Annotated in this window: 13 protein-coding genes and 1 pseudogene; 7 read left to right on the forward strand and 7 right to left on the reverse strand. The window is 69.8% G+C overall.

The genetic code is table 11. The annotated features are described in order from the left end of the window. Positions 1-103: 103 nt before the first annotated feature. A pseudogene (locus tag D9X30_RS03565) lies at positions 104-367 on the forward strand (integrase core domain-containing protein); the annotation flags it as partial. A 118-nt stretch (positions 368-485) separates the two neighbouring features. On the opposite strand, the gene pdeM reads toward D9X30_RS03565, so the two are convergent. The 5 genes from pdeM to D9X30_RS03590 are packed head-to-tail and all read right to left on the reverse strand — an operon-like array spanning position 486 to position 6,944. Next, entirely contained in the window at positions 486-1,178 is a 693-nt protein-coding gene (gene pdeM / locus D9X30_RS03570) for a ligase-associated DNA damage response endonuclease PdeM (RefSeq protein ID WP_153948248.1), read from the reverse strand. Next, positions 1,175-3,874, reverse strand: coding sequence for a ligase-associated DNA damage response DEXH box helicase (locus D9X30_RS03575; protein WP_153948247.1), 2,700 nt, complete (start codon positions 3,872-3,874; stop codon positions 1,175-1,177). Before D9X30_RS03575 ends, pdeM begins: the two co-directional genes overlap by 4 nt. Next, positions 3,871-5,562 (reverse strand): ATP-dependent DNA ligase, encoded by a 1,692-nt coding sequence (locus D9X30_RS03580; protein ID WP_153948246.1) that lies wholly within the window; start codon positions 5,560-5,562, stop codon positions 3,871-3,873. Before D9X30_RS03580 ends, D9X30_RS03575 begins: the two co-directional genes overlap by 4 nt. Next, positions 5,559-6,653 carry a ligase-associated DNA damage response exonuclease gene (locus D9X30_RS03585; protein WP_228770940.1) on the reverse strand — a complete coding sequence of 365 codons (1,095 nt, stop codon included), beginning with the start codon at positions 6,651-6,653 and terminating at the stop codon, positions 5,559-5,561. The genes D9X30_RS03580 and D9X30_RS03585 overlap by 4 nt, the downstream gene beginning before the upstream one ends. An 18-nt stretch (positions 6,654-6,671) precedes the next feature. Beyond that, positions 6,672-6,944, reverse strand: a complete 273-nt coding sequence (locus tag D9X30_RS03590) for a hypothetical protein (RefSeq protein ID WP_249640872.1) — start codon at positions 6,942-6,944, stop codon at positions 6,672-6,674. A 283-nt stretch (positions 6,945-7,227) separates the two neighbouring features. Here D9X30_RS03590 and D9X30_RS03595 point away from each other — a divergent pair, with 283 nt between their 5' ends. The 6 genes from D9X30_RS03595 to D9X30_RS03620 are packed head-to-tail and all read left to right on the forward strand — an operon-like array spanning position 7,228 to position 12,847. Further along, the gene (locus D9X30_RS03595) at positions 7,228-8,079 is read left to right on the forward strand and encodes an STAS domain-containing protein (protein WP_153948244.1); all 852 of its coding nucleotides are present in this window, start codon (positions 7,228-7,230) and stop codon (positions 8,077-8,079) included. 14 nt (positions 8,080-8,093) lie between these two features. Further along, on the forward strand, positions 8,094-8,453 hold the full coding sequence (locus D9X30_RS03600; RefSeq protein ID WP_153948243.1) for an STAS domain-containing protein: 360 nt from the start codon (positions 8,094-8,096) through the stop codon (positions 8,451-8,453). Position 8,454: 1 nt separating this feature from the next. Then, positions 8,455-8,865 carry an anti-sigma regulatory factor gene (locus D9X30_RS03605; RefSeq protein ID WP_249640873.1) on the forward strand — a complete coding sequence of 137 codons (411 nt, stop codon included), beginning with the start codon at positions 8,455-8,457 and terminating at the stop codon, positions 8,863-8,865. A gap of 28 nt (positions 8,866-8,893) precedes the next feature. Next, a complete protein-coding gene (locus tag D9X30_RS03610; RefSeq protein ID WP_153948242.1) occupies positions 8,894-9,892 on the forward strand; it encodes an ATP-binding SpoIIE family protein phosphatase in 999 nt (332 codons plus the stop codon). Between the two features lie 29 nt (positions 9,893-9,921). Next, the gene (locus D9X30_RS03615) at positions 9,922-10,887 is read left to right on the forward strand and encodes a sensor histidine kinase (protein ID WP_153948261.1); all 966 of its coding nucleotides are present in this window, start codon (positions 9,922-9,924) and stop codon (positions 10,885-10,887) included. Then, on the forward strand, positions 10,877-12,847 hold the full coding sequence (locus D9X30_RS03620; protein ID WP_153948241.1) for a hybrid sensor histidine kinase/response regulator: 1,971 nt from the start codon (positions 10,877-10,879) through the stop codon (positions 12,845-12,847). Before D9X30_RS03615 ends, D9X30_RS03620 begins: the two co-directional genes overlap by 11 nt. A gap of 42 nt (positions 12,848-12,889) precedes the next feature. On the opposite strand, the gene D9X30_RS03625 is transcribed toward D9X30_RS03620, so the two are convergent. Further along, positions 12,890-13,282 carry a DUF294 nucleotidyltransferase-like domain-containing protein gene (locus D9X30_RS03625; RefSeq protein ID WP_249640874.1) on the reverse strand — a complete coding sequence of 131 codons (393 nt, stop codon included), beginning with the start codon at positions 13,280-13,282 and terminating at the stop codon, positions 12,890-12,892. A gap of 61 nt (positions 13,283-13,343) precedes the next feature. Continuing rightward, on the reverse strand, positions 13,344-14,384 hold the full coding sequence (locus D9X30_RS03630) for a lipase family protein (RefSeq protein WP_228770939.1): 1,041 nt from the start codon (positions 14,382-14,384) through the stop codon (positions 13,344-13,346). Positions 14,385-14,402 lie beyond the last annotated feature (18 nt).

Below are 14,402 nucleotides of genomic sequence, written 5' to 3' on the forward strand. Positions count from 1 at the left end.
GGAGAGGGGAGCAAGCCGACGGAGGTTGAATGGCGTGCGGTGTTCTCCCCTCTCCCGCTTGCGGGAGAGGGGCGGGGGAGAGGNAAGCGAGGAGTACCAGGGATTGCTGGCGCGCCACGGCCTGGTTTGCAGCATGAGCCGGTCGGGCGATTGCTGGGATAACGCCGTAGCCGAACGCTTCTTCCTGAACCTGAAGATGGAGCGCGTCTGGCAAAGGCGGTACGCCGACCGCGCCGAAGCCCGGCGCGACATCACACAGTACATCGTGGGCTTCTACAACCCGGTGCGCTTGCATTCGACACTGGGCTACGCGTCGCCAACAGACTACGAGGACAAGTTCCAACAGACCACCCTAACACCTGTCTGAAAAAACTTGACCACTACAGACAACCTGCAGGCATGGCAGTCTCCAACGGTTTGCTCCCCTCTCCCGCAGGGCGGGAGAGGGGCCGGGGGAGAGGGCACGGCGCATCCGGCGCGGGACGTCATCCACCGGGCAGCGTCCACACCCGCCCGTCACCGACCGGATAGAGCCGCTCGCCCTGCCCCGCCCGCACCGTGGCGTGGCCGGTAAACGCACCGAACGCCGGCAAGATCATCCCCCGCTCCCCCACCACGAAGCACGGCAGCCGCAGCGCGTCGGCGCCCGTGCCGCGCAGCACGCAGGCCGGATGCAGGTGCCCGGCCAGCGTGTAACCTTCGGCACGCGCGCCCGGTTCGTGGCACAGCGCGAATGGCGGCGCCACCAACGGTTCCGTGGTCACGGCAAAGCCCAGCTCGGCTGGCGGATCGCCCGCGTGCGTGTCGTGATTGCCCCGCACGAGCGTGCAGTGCGCGCGCGACGGCATGGCCCGCCGCCAATCGTGCAGCGCCACTAGCACCGCCGCCGTGCGCGCGGCCCGCGCATGCAGAAAATCGCCCAGGAACACCAGCTCCCGCGCCGGATAGCGCCGCGCCAGGCTCAGCAGGCGGGCCAGGTTGTCGGCCGTGGTGCCATGGGGCACGGGTTGGCCCAGCGCGCGGAACGCGGCCGCCTTGCCGATATGGACATCCGCCACCATCAGCATGGACGCCGATGGCCACCAGACCGCGTGCTCGGGCAGCAGCCAGACGGTCTCGCCGGCCAGCGTCACGGCCTGGGCCCCGGCCTCGTCCGGTGTCAGGGCAGCCAGGTTCATAACAGCGGCAGCGGCTTCGACGGCTTGCGTGGCCGCCGGGGCTTGCGCGGGCCGGCCGGCCCTGCGTGGTCCGCCATGCCGAAGCGCGCCAGTTCGGCCACGCGCCCGGCGTCCACGGCGGGCGGGTTGTCGTGCATCGGTCCGCGGTAGGTACTGCCCTTGCCGCCGGGTTCGTCCTCTGGCTGCGCGGCCGCCTGCTCCAGTTCGGCCAGCATTCGCGCGATGCGGTCGGCCAGCTTCTCGGTGCTGAGCTTTTCGCGCAGGAACTCCACGATCAGGGGGAAGGCCAGCGGCGATGGCCGTTGCAGCACGCGCAGGTCGAGCCGCCGCGTCGCCATGCGCTGCAGCGTGTCGGCCAGCCGGTGCGCGTCCAGTTCCTGCATCAGCACCTCGCGCTCGGCCTGGCCCAGCAGCAGGTTGCCCGGGTCGTGCTTGCGAAACACCTCGTAGAACAGGCTCGACGATGCCTGCAGCTGCCGCGCGCTGTGATGCGCGCCGGGATAGCCCTGGAAGATCAGGCCCGCTACGCGCGCGATCTCGCGAAAGCGCCGCAGCGACAGTTCGCCGGCGTTGAGGCTCCCCAGCACGTCGGCAGCCAGGTCGCGCTGGCGCTCTTCGGCCAGCACCCGTGGCAGCCAGTGTGCCCAGTCCACCGGCGCCGACGCCAGCAGTTCCAGCCCGTAGTCGTTCACCGCCACCGAGAACGTGGCGGGCACCTTCTGGCCCAGGCGCCACGCCAGCAGGCTGCCCAGCCCCAGATGCACCGAACGCCCCGCGAACGGATACAGGAACAGGTGCCAGCCTTCGCGCGAATGCAGGCTTTCGGCCAGCAGCGTCTGTGGCGTCGGCAGCGCCGACCAGCGCGCCTGCAACGCCACGATCGGCGCGATCAGCGGCAGTTCGGGCGTGACGGCCGGGTCCAGCCGGCCGGCCTGCACGGCGTCAAGCGTGGTCACCACGGCGTCGGCCAGTTCGGTCGACAGCGGCATCTTGCCGCCGTTCCAGCGCGGCACCGAGGGCCGCTTGCCCGTGGCGCGCCGCACATAGGCCGTCATCTCCTGCACGCGCACCAGTTCCAGCAGCCGGCCGCCGAACAGGAAGCAGTCGCCCGGTGCCAGGCGCGCGATGAACCCCTCCTCCACGGTGCCCAGCGATGCCCCGCCGCTACCCGCGCGCGTCCAGAAGCGGACCTGCATCGATGCGTCGCTGACGATGGTCCCCACGCTCATGCGATGCCGCCGCGCCAGCCGGGCATCGGGCACACGCCAGACGCCCGCATCGTCAGGCATGGCCCGCCGGTAGTCCGGATACGCGGACAGCGTGGGGCCGCCCTGCCGCACGAATTCCAGGCACCAGCGCCATTCGTCGTCGGTCAGGTTGCGATAGGCCCACGCCTGGCGCACCTCGGCCAGCAGCGCGTCGGCCCGGAAGCCGCCGCCCAGCGCCACGGTCACCAGATGCTGCGCCAGCACGTCGAGCGGCTTGTCGGGCGATTCGCGAGCCTCGATGCGGCCAGCCTCGATCGCCAGGCGCGCCGCCACCGATTCCACCAGTTCCAGGCTGTGCGTGGGCACCACGGTCACGCGCGATGCGCGCCCCGGCGCATGCCCCGATCGCCCGGCCCGCTGCAGCAGCCGGGCCACGCCCTTGGGCGAGCCGATCTGCAGCACGCGTTCGACAGGCAGGAAATCCACGCCCAGGTCCAGGCTCGACGTGCAGACCACGGCACGCAGCGCGCCGTTCTTGAGGTTCAGTTCCACCCATTCGCGCACGGCACGGTCCAGCGAGCCGTGATGCAGCGCGATCTGCCCGGCCCAGTCGGGCCGCGCGTCGAGCATGGCCTGATACCAGATTTCGGCCTGCGAGCGCGTATTCAGGAAGACCAGCGACGTGCTGCTGGACTCCAGTTCGCGCAGCACATGCGGCAGCATCGACAGGCCCAGATGGCCGGCCCACGGAAATCGCCCGGCGGCATCGGGCAGCAGCGTATCGACGATCAGCGTCTTGGGCGTATGGCCGTGCACCAGTACGCGGCGGCGCTCGGGAACACCGGCCAGCAGCACGTCGCGCGCGTGGTCGAGGTTGCCCAGCGTGGCCGACAGGCCCCAGACGCACAGATCCGGCTGCCATCCATGCAGCCGTGCCAGCGCCAGTTGCACCTGCACGCCGCGCTTGCTGCCGATCAGCTCGTGCCATTCGTCGACCACCACCAGCCGCACGCGGCCCAGCGCATCGCGGGCATCGGCCCGGGTCAGCAGCAGCGACAGGCTTTCGGGCGTGGTGACCAGCGCGGTCGGCAGGCGCCTGGCCTGGGCCGCGCGTTCGCTGCTGCCGGTGTCGCCGGTGCGCAGCGCCACGGTCCAGTCCAGCCCCAGTTCCGCCAGCGGTGCCTGCAGCGCACGCGTGGTATCGGCGGCCAGCGCGCGCATCGGCGTCAGCCACAGCACGGTCAGCGGGGGCGGCAGCGCGCCCGCCCGCGCCGGCGGCACCGCGTAGGCCAGCAACGCGCCCAGCCACGCCGCATAGGTCTTGCCGGTGCCCGTGGTGGCGTGCAGCAGCCCGCTCTTGCCTTCGCCGATGGCCTGCCAGACGGCGCGCTGGAAATCGAACGGCTGCCAGTGCCGTGCCGCGAACAGCGCCGGCAGCGATTCCGCCACCGGCGGGGCCTGGACGAACGGGGCGTCGTCGGCGCTCATGCCGCGTCCTTCGCCACGGCCGCCGGCAGCATCGCTTCAAGCGTCTGGAGCGTGTCGGCATCTTCCACGGGCTTGTCGGTGCGCCAGCGCAGCATGCGCGGAAAACGCACCGCGATGCCGCTCTTGTGGCGGCCGCTGCGCCCGATGCCCTCGAAGCCCAGTTCGAACACCTGGCTCGGCGTGACGCTGCGCACCGGGCCGAACTGTTCCACGGTGGTCCGCCGCACGATGGCGTCCACGGCGCGCATTTCGGCATCGGTCAGCCCCGAATAGGCTTTGGCGAACGGCACCAGCGCGCGGTCGGGCGTGCCGGGCGGCGCGTTCCAGACCGCGAACGTGAAATCGGTATAGAGGCTGGCGCGGCGCCCATGGCCGCGCTGGGCGTAGACCAGCACGGCGTCCACGGTGTAGGGGTCGATCTTCCACTTCCACCAGAGGCCCACGTCACGCGTGCGCCCGGCCCCGTAGGCGGCGTCGGCCCCCTTGAGCATGAAGCCCTCCACGCCCAGGTCGCGCGATGTGTCGCGCAGCCGGGCAAAGTGCGGCCAGTCGTCGGCCTCGACCAGCGGGCTCAGTTCCAGCGCCGGGTGGATGTGGTCGGCCACCACCCGGGCCAGTTGCGCACGGCGTTCGGCCTGCGGCCGGGCGCGCCAGTCCTGCCCCTGCCATTCCAGCAGGTCATACGCCATCAGGATGGCCGGCGCGTCGCGCAGCAGCTTCGCGCCCACGGTCTTGCGGCCGATGCGCTGCTGCAGCAACGCGAACGGCTGCACGCGGCCATCGATCCAGACGATGATCTCGCCGTCGAGCACGGTGCCGTCCGGCAGCCGCTGCGCCGCGTCGGTCAGCTCCGGAAACCGCTCGGTGATCAGCTCTTCGCCGCGCGACCACAGCCACGTCTGGCCCGCGCGGCGCACCAGCTGGGCGCGAATGCCATCCCACTTCCATTCCACCTGCCAGCGCGACGGGGCGCCGAGCAAGGCGTCGAATTCCTCGACCGGCGCCTGCAGCGGATGGGCCAGAAAGAACGGGTATGGCTGGCCGCCGCGCACCGGGCTCCCGCCGCCCGCTTCGCCTTCGGCCCGCTCCGGCGCGATCAGGGCCAGGAACCGCTCTGGCGTGGGCAGCGAGCGGATGTCCGTGTAGCCGACCAGGCGCTCGGCCACGCGTTTCGGATCGATACCGGCCACCTCGCCCAGCGCCCGGGTGACCAGCAGCTTCGACACCCCCACGCGGAAGCTGCCCGTGATGAGCTTGAACAGCACCAGCCGGCCGCGCGCATCGAGCGGCCGCCACAGCGCGTCCAGCGCATCGTTGAGCACCTCGGGCGGCTGGCCGCGCGCCAGCTCGCGTAACGGCAGCACGCGTTGCTCGACCCATTCGGCCAGCCCGGCCGTGTCGACATGATCGGCGTCGGGCAGCAGCAAGGCGATGGTCTCGGCCAGATCGCCCACGGCCTGGTAGCTTTCCTCGAACAGCCATTCGGGCAGCCCGGCCGCGCGCTGCGCCAGCGCGCGCAGCGCGGCCACCGGCACGATCTGGCGCGGCTTGCCGCCCGACAGGAAGTAGACTGCCCAGGCGGCGTCGGCCGGCGCGGCGCTGCCAAAGTAGCGCGCCAGCGCCGCGAGCTTGGCCTTGCTCGACGTGGTGCCGTCGAGTTCGCTGTAGAGGTCGGCAAACGCCTTCATGCGGCGCCCTCCCCGGCCGGTGCGTCCGCTGTGGCGGCGTCGGAAGCCGGCTCGGCGGCGGCGCCCGTGGCATCGTCGTCGTCGCCGAACTCGGTGCGGAAGCCCTGCGCGTCAAGGCCCTGCTCGCACAGGTATCGCACCATCACGGGCACGTTGCCATGGGTGACGATCACGCGCGCGGCACCCGTGGCGGCAATGGCCGACAGCAGTCCTGGCCAGTCCGCGTGGTCGGACAGCGCAAAGCCGCGGTCCACGCCGCGCCGCCGGCGCGTGCCGCGCAATTGCATCCAGCCGCTGGCAAACGCGTCGGACGCCTCGCCAAAGCGCCGCAGCCAGGTGGATCGCTGCGCCGATGGGGGCGCCAGCACCAGCGCCCGGCGCAGTGCCGGGCTGCGCGCGGGCAGGTCCGCGGTGGCCATGGTCGGCGGCAAGGCCACGCCGGCTGCTGCGTAAGCGTGATTCAGCGCGGCCATCGCGCCATGGACGACGATTGGGCCCGGCATCGCCAGCGCCGCGCCGGCATGGCGCATCAGCCCGTTCAGGATGCGCTGGGCCTTGCCGAATGCGTAGCAGTACAGCACGCTGGCGCGGCCCGCCGCCGCGTTGTCCTGCCACCAGCCGAAGATCTCGGCCATCAGGGCGGCCTCGCGGGGCCAGCGGTAGACCGGCAGGCCGAACGTACTTTCGGTGATGAACGTGTCACAGCGCACCGGCTCGAACGGCGCGCAGGTGCCTTCGGGCTCGACCTTGTAGTCGCCCGAGGCCACCCAGACTTGGCCGCCATGTTCCAGCCGTACCTGGGCCGACCCCAGCACGTGCCCGGCCGGATGCAGGCTCAGCGTCACGCCGTGGTGCGTGATGCGCTGGCCGTATGGCAGCGTATCGAGCGATATCCCCGGCAGGCGTGCCAGCAGCACGCCCCGGCCCGGTTCGGCGCACAGGTAATGGCCATTGCCGGGGCGGGCATGGTCCGCATGGGCGTGGGTAATGACGGCCCGCGCCACCGGCCGCCAGGGGTCGATATGGAAGTCGCCGGCCGGGCAGTACAGCCCTTGCGGCGTTGCCACGATCAGGTCCGATGTCCTGTCCATCCCGATATCCATCCGGATTCAGCCGGGGGCGCCTTCCTGGCCGGACTTGCCGGCATGCTGGGCGCGGTCGGCCTTGGCCTGGCCGCGGATATTGAGCACGGCCAGCGCGAACTGCAGCAACACCAGCGCCCAGGCGCCCGTATGCCATCCCCAGCCGACCCACATCGCGTTGCTGACCAGGAAGCCCCAGAACCCCGTCTTGCGGCGGCGTGCCGATTCGCTGCCCACCAGCCAGGTGGCCAGCACGGTCACAGCCATCGCGGGCCATTGCAGCGCGTCAAGCCAGTCCACAGTCACCCCTCCTTTGTCCGATGCTACAGACTAGACAGGGGCGTGCGGCGCCGTCAGCCGGGGCGGTCCCGTTCCCGTGTCGGCGCATTCTCACAAGGGCGACGATGTTACCGATAAGGCGTCTGCGCCGCACCGCGGCCGGTAACGCCGATTTCGGTTGTGCCGTCAATCAGCCGGACGCCGATAGTGTGAGCTATCAATCTCTCCTAGAATGGGTTGGGATCACCATTCCGCCGCCACAGTCCTGCGGCCGGCTCCCCACAACCCCCATCTTAGCCACGCCATGCGGACCGAAAACCTGCGACTTGCCGACCTCCTGCGCACCGGACACGAAGACATCCTGCACGGCTGGACGGCGGAATACCATAACTATGCCGAGGGCCGCGGCCTGACGCAGAACGTGGCGGCCGAACAGACGGCCATCCTGCAAGGCCTGGAAGCGGGCCTGCGCGCCGACGGCGACGCCAGCAACTTCAACAACGGCCCGTGGGGCACGTTGCGCGACGCCCTGGCGCACCTGTCCCGCAACCGCGCCGCCCAGGGCGAGACGGCCGACGTGACCAGCGGCTTCGTGCTGGCGATGAAACGCCCGATCTTCGATGCGCTGCAGCGCCAGACCGGCGGCGTGGACGGCCAGATCGAAGTGATCTGGACCACCTCGGCCATCGTCGACCGCATGGCGCAGTGGACCGTTTCCGCGTACCAGAAGACGCGCGAGGACATCATCGTGCGCCAGCAGCACGAACTGATGGAGCTGTCCACGCCGGTCATCAAGCTGTGGGACGGCGTGCTGGCCGTGCCCGTGATCGGCACGCTGGACAGCAGCCGCGCGCAGATGGTCATGGAATCGCTGCTCGAACGGCTGGTGGAAACCGGCTCCCCACTGGCCATCATCGACATTACCGGGGTGCCCACCGTGGATACGCTGGTCGCGCAGCACCTGATGAAGACCGTGACCGCCATCCGCCTGATGGGCGCCGAAAGCATCATCAGCGGCATCCGGCCGCAGATTGCGCAGACCATCGTGCATCTGGGCATCGACCTGCAGGGCATCATCACCAAGTCGACGCTGGCGGACGCGCTGGCCACGGCCATGCGCATGACGGGGCACACGGTGACCCGCGACGCCAACTGAACCGCGAGCCAGCCATGGAACGAATTCCAATCCTGCGGATGGGCAAGCACCTGCTCGTCACCATCCAGATCGACATGCAGGACCAGACCGCCCTGCTGCTGCAGGAAGACCTGGCCACGATGGTCGAGAAAACCGGCGCGCATGGCGTGCTGATCGATGTGTCGGCGCTGGAAATGGTCGATTCCTTCATCGGCCGCATGCTGGTCAGCATCTCCGACATCAGCCGCATCCTGGGCGCCATGACCGTGGTGGTGGGTATCCGCCCGGCCGTGGCCATCACGCTGGTGGAACTGGGGCTGTCGCTGGGCGGGGTGAAGACCGCGCTCAACGTGGAACGCGGCATGGCGATGCTCGACGCCGCCCGGGTGCTCTGACGTGACGACCGAACTTGCCCAGGCGGGCAGCGCCCCCATCCGCGACGAGCGCGACATCGTGCACGCACGCGCCGTGGTGCGCACACTGACGGCCCAGCTGAAGTTTTCGCTGGTGGAGCAGACTAAGATGATTACGGCGGCCAGCGAGCTGGCACGCAATACGATGGTGTACGGCGGCGGCGGCGAGATGCGCTGGGAAATCCTGGCCGAAGGCATCCGGCGCGGGCTGCGCCTGCATTTCGAGGACCACGGCCCCGGCATTCCCGATGTCGAGCAGGCGCTGGTCGACGGCTGGACCACCGGCAGCGGCCTGGGCATGGGCCTGTCGGGCACGCGCCGGCTGGTGAACGAGTTCGAAATCCGCACGCAAGTTGGCGAGGGAACCTGTGTCAGCATCACTCGGTGGAAGTAAGGGCCACGGCCCGCATCACGCGGTGCCGATGAGCGACCCCAGCCGCGTGGGCGAAGCCCGGCGCCACGTCGCCGAGATGTCCGCACGGCTGGGGTTCGACGCCATCCAGTGCGGCCGCCTGGCGGTGGCCGTCAACGAGCTGGGCAACAACCTTGTGCGCCACGCGCAGGGTGGCCGGCTGTTGCTGGCCGCGTGCGAAGTGGACGGCAGCCTGGCCATCGAACTGATGTCGATCGACGACGGGCCCGGCATGGCCGACCTGCAGGCCTGCATGCAGGACGGCTACTCCACGGCCGGCAGCGCCGGCCAGGGCCTGGGCGCTGTCAGCCGGCTGGCCGACGATTTCGATGTGCATACCCATCCGGGCGCGGGCAGCCTGATCCTGGCGCGCTTCTATCGCGACCGCGACGCCGCCGGCAAGCCGCGCCGGCTGGACGGTGGCTTCGACGTAGGCGCGATCTGCCTGGCCGCCCCCGGCGAGCAGGTCAGCGGCGATGGCTGGGGCGTGGCCGTACACGATCGTCGCGCGGACGTGGTGCTGGTGGACGGACTGGGCCACGGGCCCGATGCCGCCGCCGCCGCCACGGCGGCGCTCACGGTGTTCGACCCGCAGCGCGGCGGCAGCCCGGGGCAATACATCGAACGCGCCCATGCCGCGCTGCGCGGCACGCGTGGCGCCGCCATCGGGGCCTACCGCATCGACGGCGGCACCCAGCGCATCCGCTTTGCCGGGGCGGGCAACATCCTGGGCCGCGTGATTTCCGGCATCGCCGACCGCACGCTGGTCAGCCAGAACGGCACGGCCGGCATCCAGATGCGCTCGGTGCAGGAACAGGAACTGGATTGGCCTGCCCATGCGCTGGTGATCCTGCATTCCGACGGCATCCAGTCGCGCTGGCAGCTCGACGACGCCACCGTGCTGCAGCGCGACCCGGCCATCGTGGCCGCCTTCGTACTCTGGAAATTCGCCCGCGGGCGGGATGACGCCACCGTGGTGGTGATCCGCCGCGCGAAAGATCTGAGATGACTGCCCAGGACGCGATCCCGGACCACGCCATGCCCCATCCATCCGAGCCATCCCCCACCGCCACCTCCGATGCGTCCGACGACGTGGCCGCGCTGCGCGCCGCGCTGGAAGCCCGCACGCAGGAGGTGGAAGCCTTGCGCGCCGAAATCGAGGAAACCAACCGCGGCGTGGTGGCGCTCTATTCCGAACTGGACATCCAGGCCGAAAAGCTGCGCCACGCCACCGAGCTCAAGAGCCGCTTCCTGGCCTACATGAGCCACGAGTTCCGCACGCCGATCGTGGCCATCCAGAGCATTACGCGGCTGCTGATGGACCGCGTGGACGGCCCGCTCACGCCCGAGCAGGAAAAGCAGGTCGGCTTCGTGCGCGACACGGCCGCGGAGTTTTCAGAGATGGTCAATGACCTGCTGGACCTGGCGCGGCTGGAAGCCGGCCGTGTCGAGGTGTCGCCCGCCTGGTTCGACATGGTGGCGCTGTTCGACGCCCTGCGCGGCATGTTCAAGCCGGTGCTGACCAACCCCGACGTGTCGCTGATCTTCGAGGAACCGCACGGTGTATCGAAGCTGTTCAGCGACAACCGCAAGGTGTCGCAGATCCTGCGCAACTACATCTCGAACGCGCTGAAGTTCACGCCCAGCGGCGAGGTACGCGTGTCGGCCACCTGCGACACGCCGGACACGATCACGTTTTCGGTGCGCGATACCGGCATCGGCATCCCGCCCGCATCGCACGGTGAGGTGTTCCAGGATTTCGTGCAGATCGATTCGCCGCTGCAACGCCGCTATCGGGGCTCCGGCCTGGGCCTGGCACTCTCGAAGCGGCTGGCCGAACTGCTGGGCGGCTACGTGGGCTTCGAGAGCGAGGTCGGCGTCGGTTCGCGGTTCTACGTGACGCTGCCCACCACCTACCCCAGCCAGGCCACCGCGCCCAATGCCAGTCGCCCTGCAGCCTCTGCAGCCCCGGCAACCGGCTCCGGAGATGACCATGCCGGATGAATACCGCAATGCACGCCTGCCCGGCGCTTCGGACTCGCTGGTGCTGGTGGTCGACGACAACCCGGTGACGCGCTACGCCACGGTACGCGTGCTGACCGCCGCAGGCTACCGGACGATCGAGGCCGAAAGCGGGCAGGAAGCCCTGCAACTGGCCGACACCAGCGTGTCGGCCGTGGTGCTGGACGTCAACCTGCCCGATATCGACGGCTTCCAGGTCTGCCGCATGCTGCGCGACCGGCCCCAGACCGCGACGGTGCCCGTGGTGCACCTGTCCGCAACCTACGTGGCCGACTACGACAAGGTGCGCGGCCTCGATGCCGGTGCCAGCGCCTACCTGATCCACCCGGCCGAGCCGGGCGTGCTGGTGGCCACCATTGCGTCGCTGCTGCGCGCCAGCGCCGCCGAGCGGTCGATGCGCGAGAGCGAGGCACGCTTCCGCGCGATCTATCACCAGGCCATCGGCGGCATCTGCACGCTGGACCTGGCCGGCCGCTTTGTCGACGTGAACCCGGCCATGCTGACGATGCTCAAGCGCACCGACGCCGAACTGGTGGGCCAGCCCGTGGCGGCCTTCGCCCCGGCGGCGTACCGCGACAAGATTGCCGAGGCCACCGGCCACGCGCGGGTGGACGGCTGGCAGGGCACGTTCCCGCTGGAGGACGCGCTTGGCGAGACCATGCACCTGGAGTGGAGCATCTCGCCGGTGCTGGAAACGGGGGTCAAGGTGGCCGTGGTGTCCAACATTACCGACCACATCAACCTGGAACGACAGCGCGAGCAGCTGATCGAGCGCGAGCAGGCCGCGCGGGCCGCCGTGGAGCGGCTGAACCGCATGAAGGACGACTTCATCGCCATCCTGTCGCACGAACTGCGCAACCCGCTCAACGTGATTTCGGTGTGGACCCACGTGCTGGCGCGCCATATCGATACCGAGGAAGGCCGGCGCGGGTTGGCCGCCGTGGAGCGCAACGTGGCCATCCAGCGCCGGCTGGTGGCAGACCTGGTCGACGTGTCGATGCTCAATGTCGGCAAGATGAAGCTCGAACGCGAGCGCGCCAACGTGGCCGAGGTGGTGCGCGGCGCGCTGGACACCATGCAGGCGCAGGCCGCCGAACGGCAGATCAAGCTGGAATTGCATCTGGCCCCGGCCACGGCGGAGTCGGCCTGGCTGGACGCGGCCCGCTTCCAGCAGATCCTGTGGAACCTGGTGTCCAACGCGATCAAGTTCTCGCCCGAGGACGGCACGGTGCGGATCGACGTGTCGTCCGACACCGACTACCTGCACGTGCGCGTGATCGACAACGGCCGCGGCATCCCTGCCGACTTCCTGCCGCTGCTGTTCGACCGTTTCACCCAGAGCGAGGACACCAACCGCCGCAAGCACGGCGGACTGGGCCTGGGCCTGGCCATCGTCAAGCACCTGTCTGAAATGCACGGCGGCACGGTGCGGGCGTTCAGCGCCGGGGCGGGACGGGGCGCCACCTTCGAGGTGATCATTCCGCTCGCCGATGCCGGCGCGCCGGAAGTGCCCGCCGCCACCGAAGCGGTGCCGCCGCTGCCGCAATCGGTGCCGCTGACGGCGCTGGACGTGCTCGTGGTGGAGGATGATGCCGACGCGGCGGCGGCGCTGTCCGCGATCCTGACGGAGTACGGCGCCCGGGTGCGTACGGCGCGCGATTGCGAAGAGGCGCTGGACGAAGTGGCGCGCGTCACGCCGGATCTGGTCATCAGCGATATCGGCCTGCCCGGCCGCGACGGCAATGACCTGATCCGCGAGATCCGCGTACGCGAGGCCGTGGAGGCGCTGCAGCGCGTGCCCGCGGTCGCCCTGACCGCGTTCACGCGCCAGCAGGACCGCCGCGCCGCCATCGAATCGGGCTTCGACGCGGTGTGCGGCAAGCCGCTGCGGCTTCAGGAACTGATGGATGCCATCGAGACGGCGATGGCCCCGGCGCCATAGCGACCGGCGCCGCGGCGCATCGCCCGTCGCACCTTGCGTGACTCAGACCAGCGCAAGCGCCGGCCTTGGCCGGGCCCGGAGCTGGGCGAGCTGGCGCGCCAATGCCTCGGCGGCGCCCTCCAGATTCTCCAGGACGACCTGATCTTCGTGCGGGTCCAGCCCGCATTCCCTAAGCTGCGCGACAACAGCCCGCTGCTTGGCGACCCGGGTCTGCAGATACTTGACGTACTGCTCCAGCATCGCCGCGTCGCGTAAGGCATTGCGTACCATCGCGATCTCCTGATCTGTGACATGGCTCACATCACGGCGTGAGCTATCCCCTCTGACGCGCCAAAGATACCGGACCTGAGCCGATTTTGCATGTCCATAAAGATATCTATACGGACACAATCGGTCGCACGTTCGATCCGCTAGATTGGCGACGCGCCCGGACACATCCCGGTTGCGGGTGCTTGACGGCCGCGCCTCCCTGGGCGCGGCATTTTTTTGGACGCGCTTACCTGCTGGCCCCGCTCGCGAGATCTTCCTCGATGAACCGCAGCAGCGCTTCGGTGAGGGCTTCGCGCGGATAGGCGTTGCGGGTCACGAAGATGGCGCCGATGGTCGGGCGCGAGCGCGCGACCGGCACGGCCAGCGCCCAATGGTCGGCGTTGACGTAGCCCAACAACGCACTGCCCGGCACGATCTGGTCGTAGAAGATCACCTGGCTGTCGTTGCGGCCGTCGATGCGCGCCAGCTTTTCGTAGCTCGATTCTAGGATCGACGAAATGCGGTCCGGGGCCGGGAACGTCACCAGCGAGTAATAGCGCGTCCAGCCAGGCAGCGCATGGCCAGCCAGCCACGCCTTGCGAACCGCCGGCCGCAGGCTTTCCACGCCCCCGCCATCGCCGGCCTCGCACTTCGACCCGGGGAAGTGCTGCAGCAGGTTGGCCTGGTACTGCTCGGCGTCGTTGGCCAGCGGCGAGCCACCCACGGCACCCGCCGCGCTAACGACTGCCACCACCCGGCTGCCGATTTCCGGATACCCGGCCACGGCCTCGAGGATGTCGGGCGCGCCCTTGGAATAGCCGATCAGCACGACATAGGGCCCATCGGGGCCCGCCGGCAGCGCCAGCACGGCATCGCGCACCTGGCGCGCGTTGTGCGCCGAGCCGGACAGGGCATCCACCCGAAGCAGCACGGCATCGTAGCCAAACTGCCGCACATGGGTGGCCACCGTGCCGGGCGGGTCAAGCCACGGCTCGAAGCACTCGTAGCCGATGCCGGGCACGATCATCGCCACCAGATGCCGCCGCGACGGACCCAGATCGACCGGCTTGCCGGTGCCGGCCGGCTCGGTGCCGACACGCGTCAGCGCGTCTTCGCAAGGCCGGTGGTCAGGCAGGTCCTGCTGGCGCGCATTCAGGACGGCGCAATAGATCTCCCGGAAGCGCCCGCGTGCGTCGCGCACCCCCGCACTGGCGGCCGGCACCAGCGCCAGCGGCGGCGTGTCCGCGGAATACGGAACCAGTGGCTTCGATGCGCAGCCGGCCAGCATCAGACAGGCACAGGCCAG

Origin of the sequence: Cupriavidus sp. U2, assembly GCF_009663685.2 — a bacterium.
GTDB classification, from domain to species: Bacteria; Pseudomonadota; Gammaproteobacteria; order Burkholderiales; family Burkholderiaceae; genus Cupriavidus; species Cupriavidus necator_C.

Bases quoted from the DNA above. Each gene is read 5' to 3' on its own strand.
- pdeM (WP_153948248.1), bottom strand. From the start codon at position 1,178: ATGAACCTGGCTGCCCTGACACCGGACGAGGCCGGGGCCCAGGCCGTG.
- D9X30_RS03575 (WP_153948247.1), bottom strand. From the start codon at position 3,874: ATGAGCGCCGACGACGCCCCGTTCGTCCAGGCCCCGCCGGTGGCGGAA.
- D9X30_RS03580 (WP_153948246.1), bottom strand. From the start codon at position 5,562: ATGAAGGCGTTTGCCGACCTCTACAGCGAACTCGACGGCACCACGTCG.
- D9X30_RS03585 (WP_228770940.1), bottom strand. From the start codon at position 6,653: ATGGACAGGACATCGGACCTGATCGTGGCAACGCCGCAAGGGCTGTAC.
- D9X30_RS03595 (WP_153948244.1), top strand. From the start codon at position 7,228: ATGCGGACCGAAAACCTGCGACTTGCCGACCTCCTGCGCACCGGACAC.
- D9X30_RS03600 (WP_153948243.1), top strand. From the start codon at position 8,094: ATGGAACGAATTCCAATCCTGCGGATGGGCAAGCACCTGCTCGTCACC.
- D9X30_RS03610 (WP_153948242.1), top strand. From the start codon at position 8,894: ATGAGCGACCCCAGCCGCGTGGGCGAAGCCCGGCGCCACGTCGCCGAG.
- D9X30_RS03615 (WP_153948261.1), top strand. From the start codon at position 9,922: ATGCCCCATCCATCCGAGCCATCCCCCACCGCCACCTCCGATGCGTCC.
- D9X30_RS03620 (WP_153948241.1), top strand. From the start codon at position 10,877: ATGCCGGATGAATACCGCAATGCACGCCTGCCCGGCGCTTCGGACTCG.
- D9X30_RS03630 (WP_228770939.1), bottom strand. From the start codon at position 14,384: ATGCTGGCCGGCTGCGCATCGAAGCCACTGGTTCCGTATTCCGCGGAC.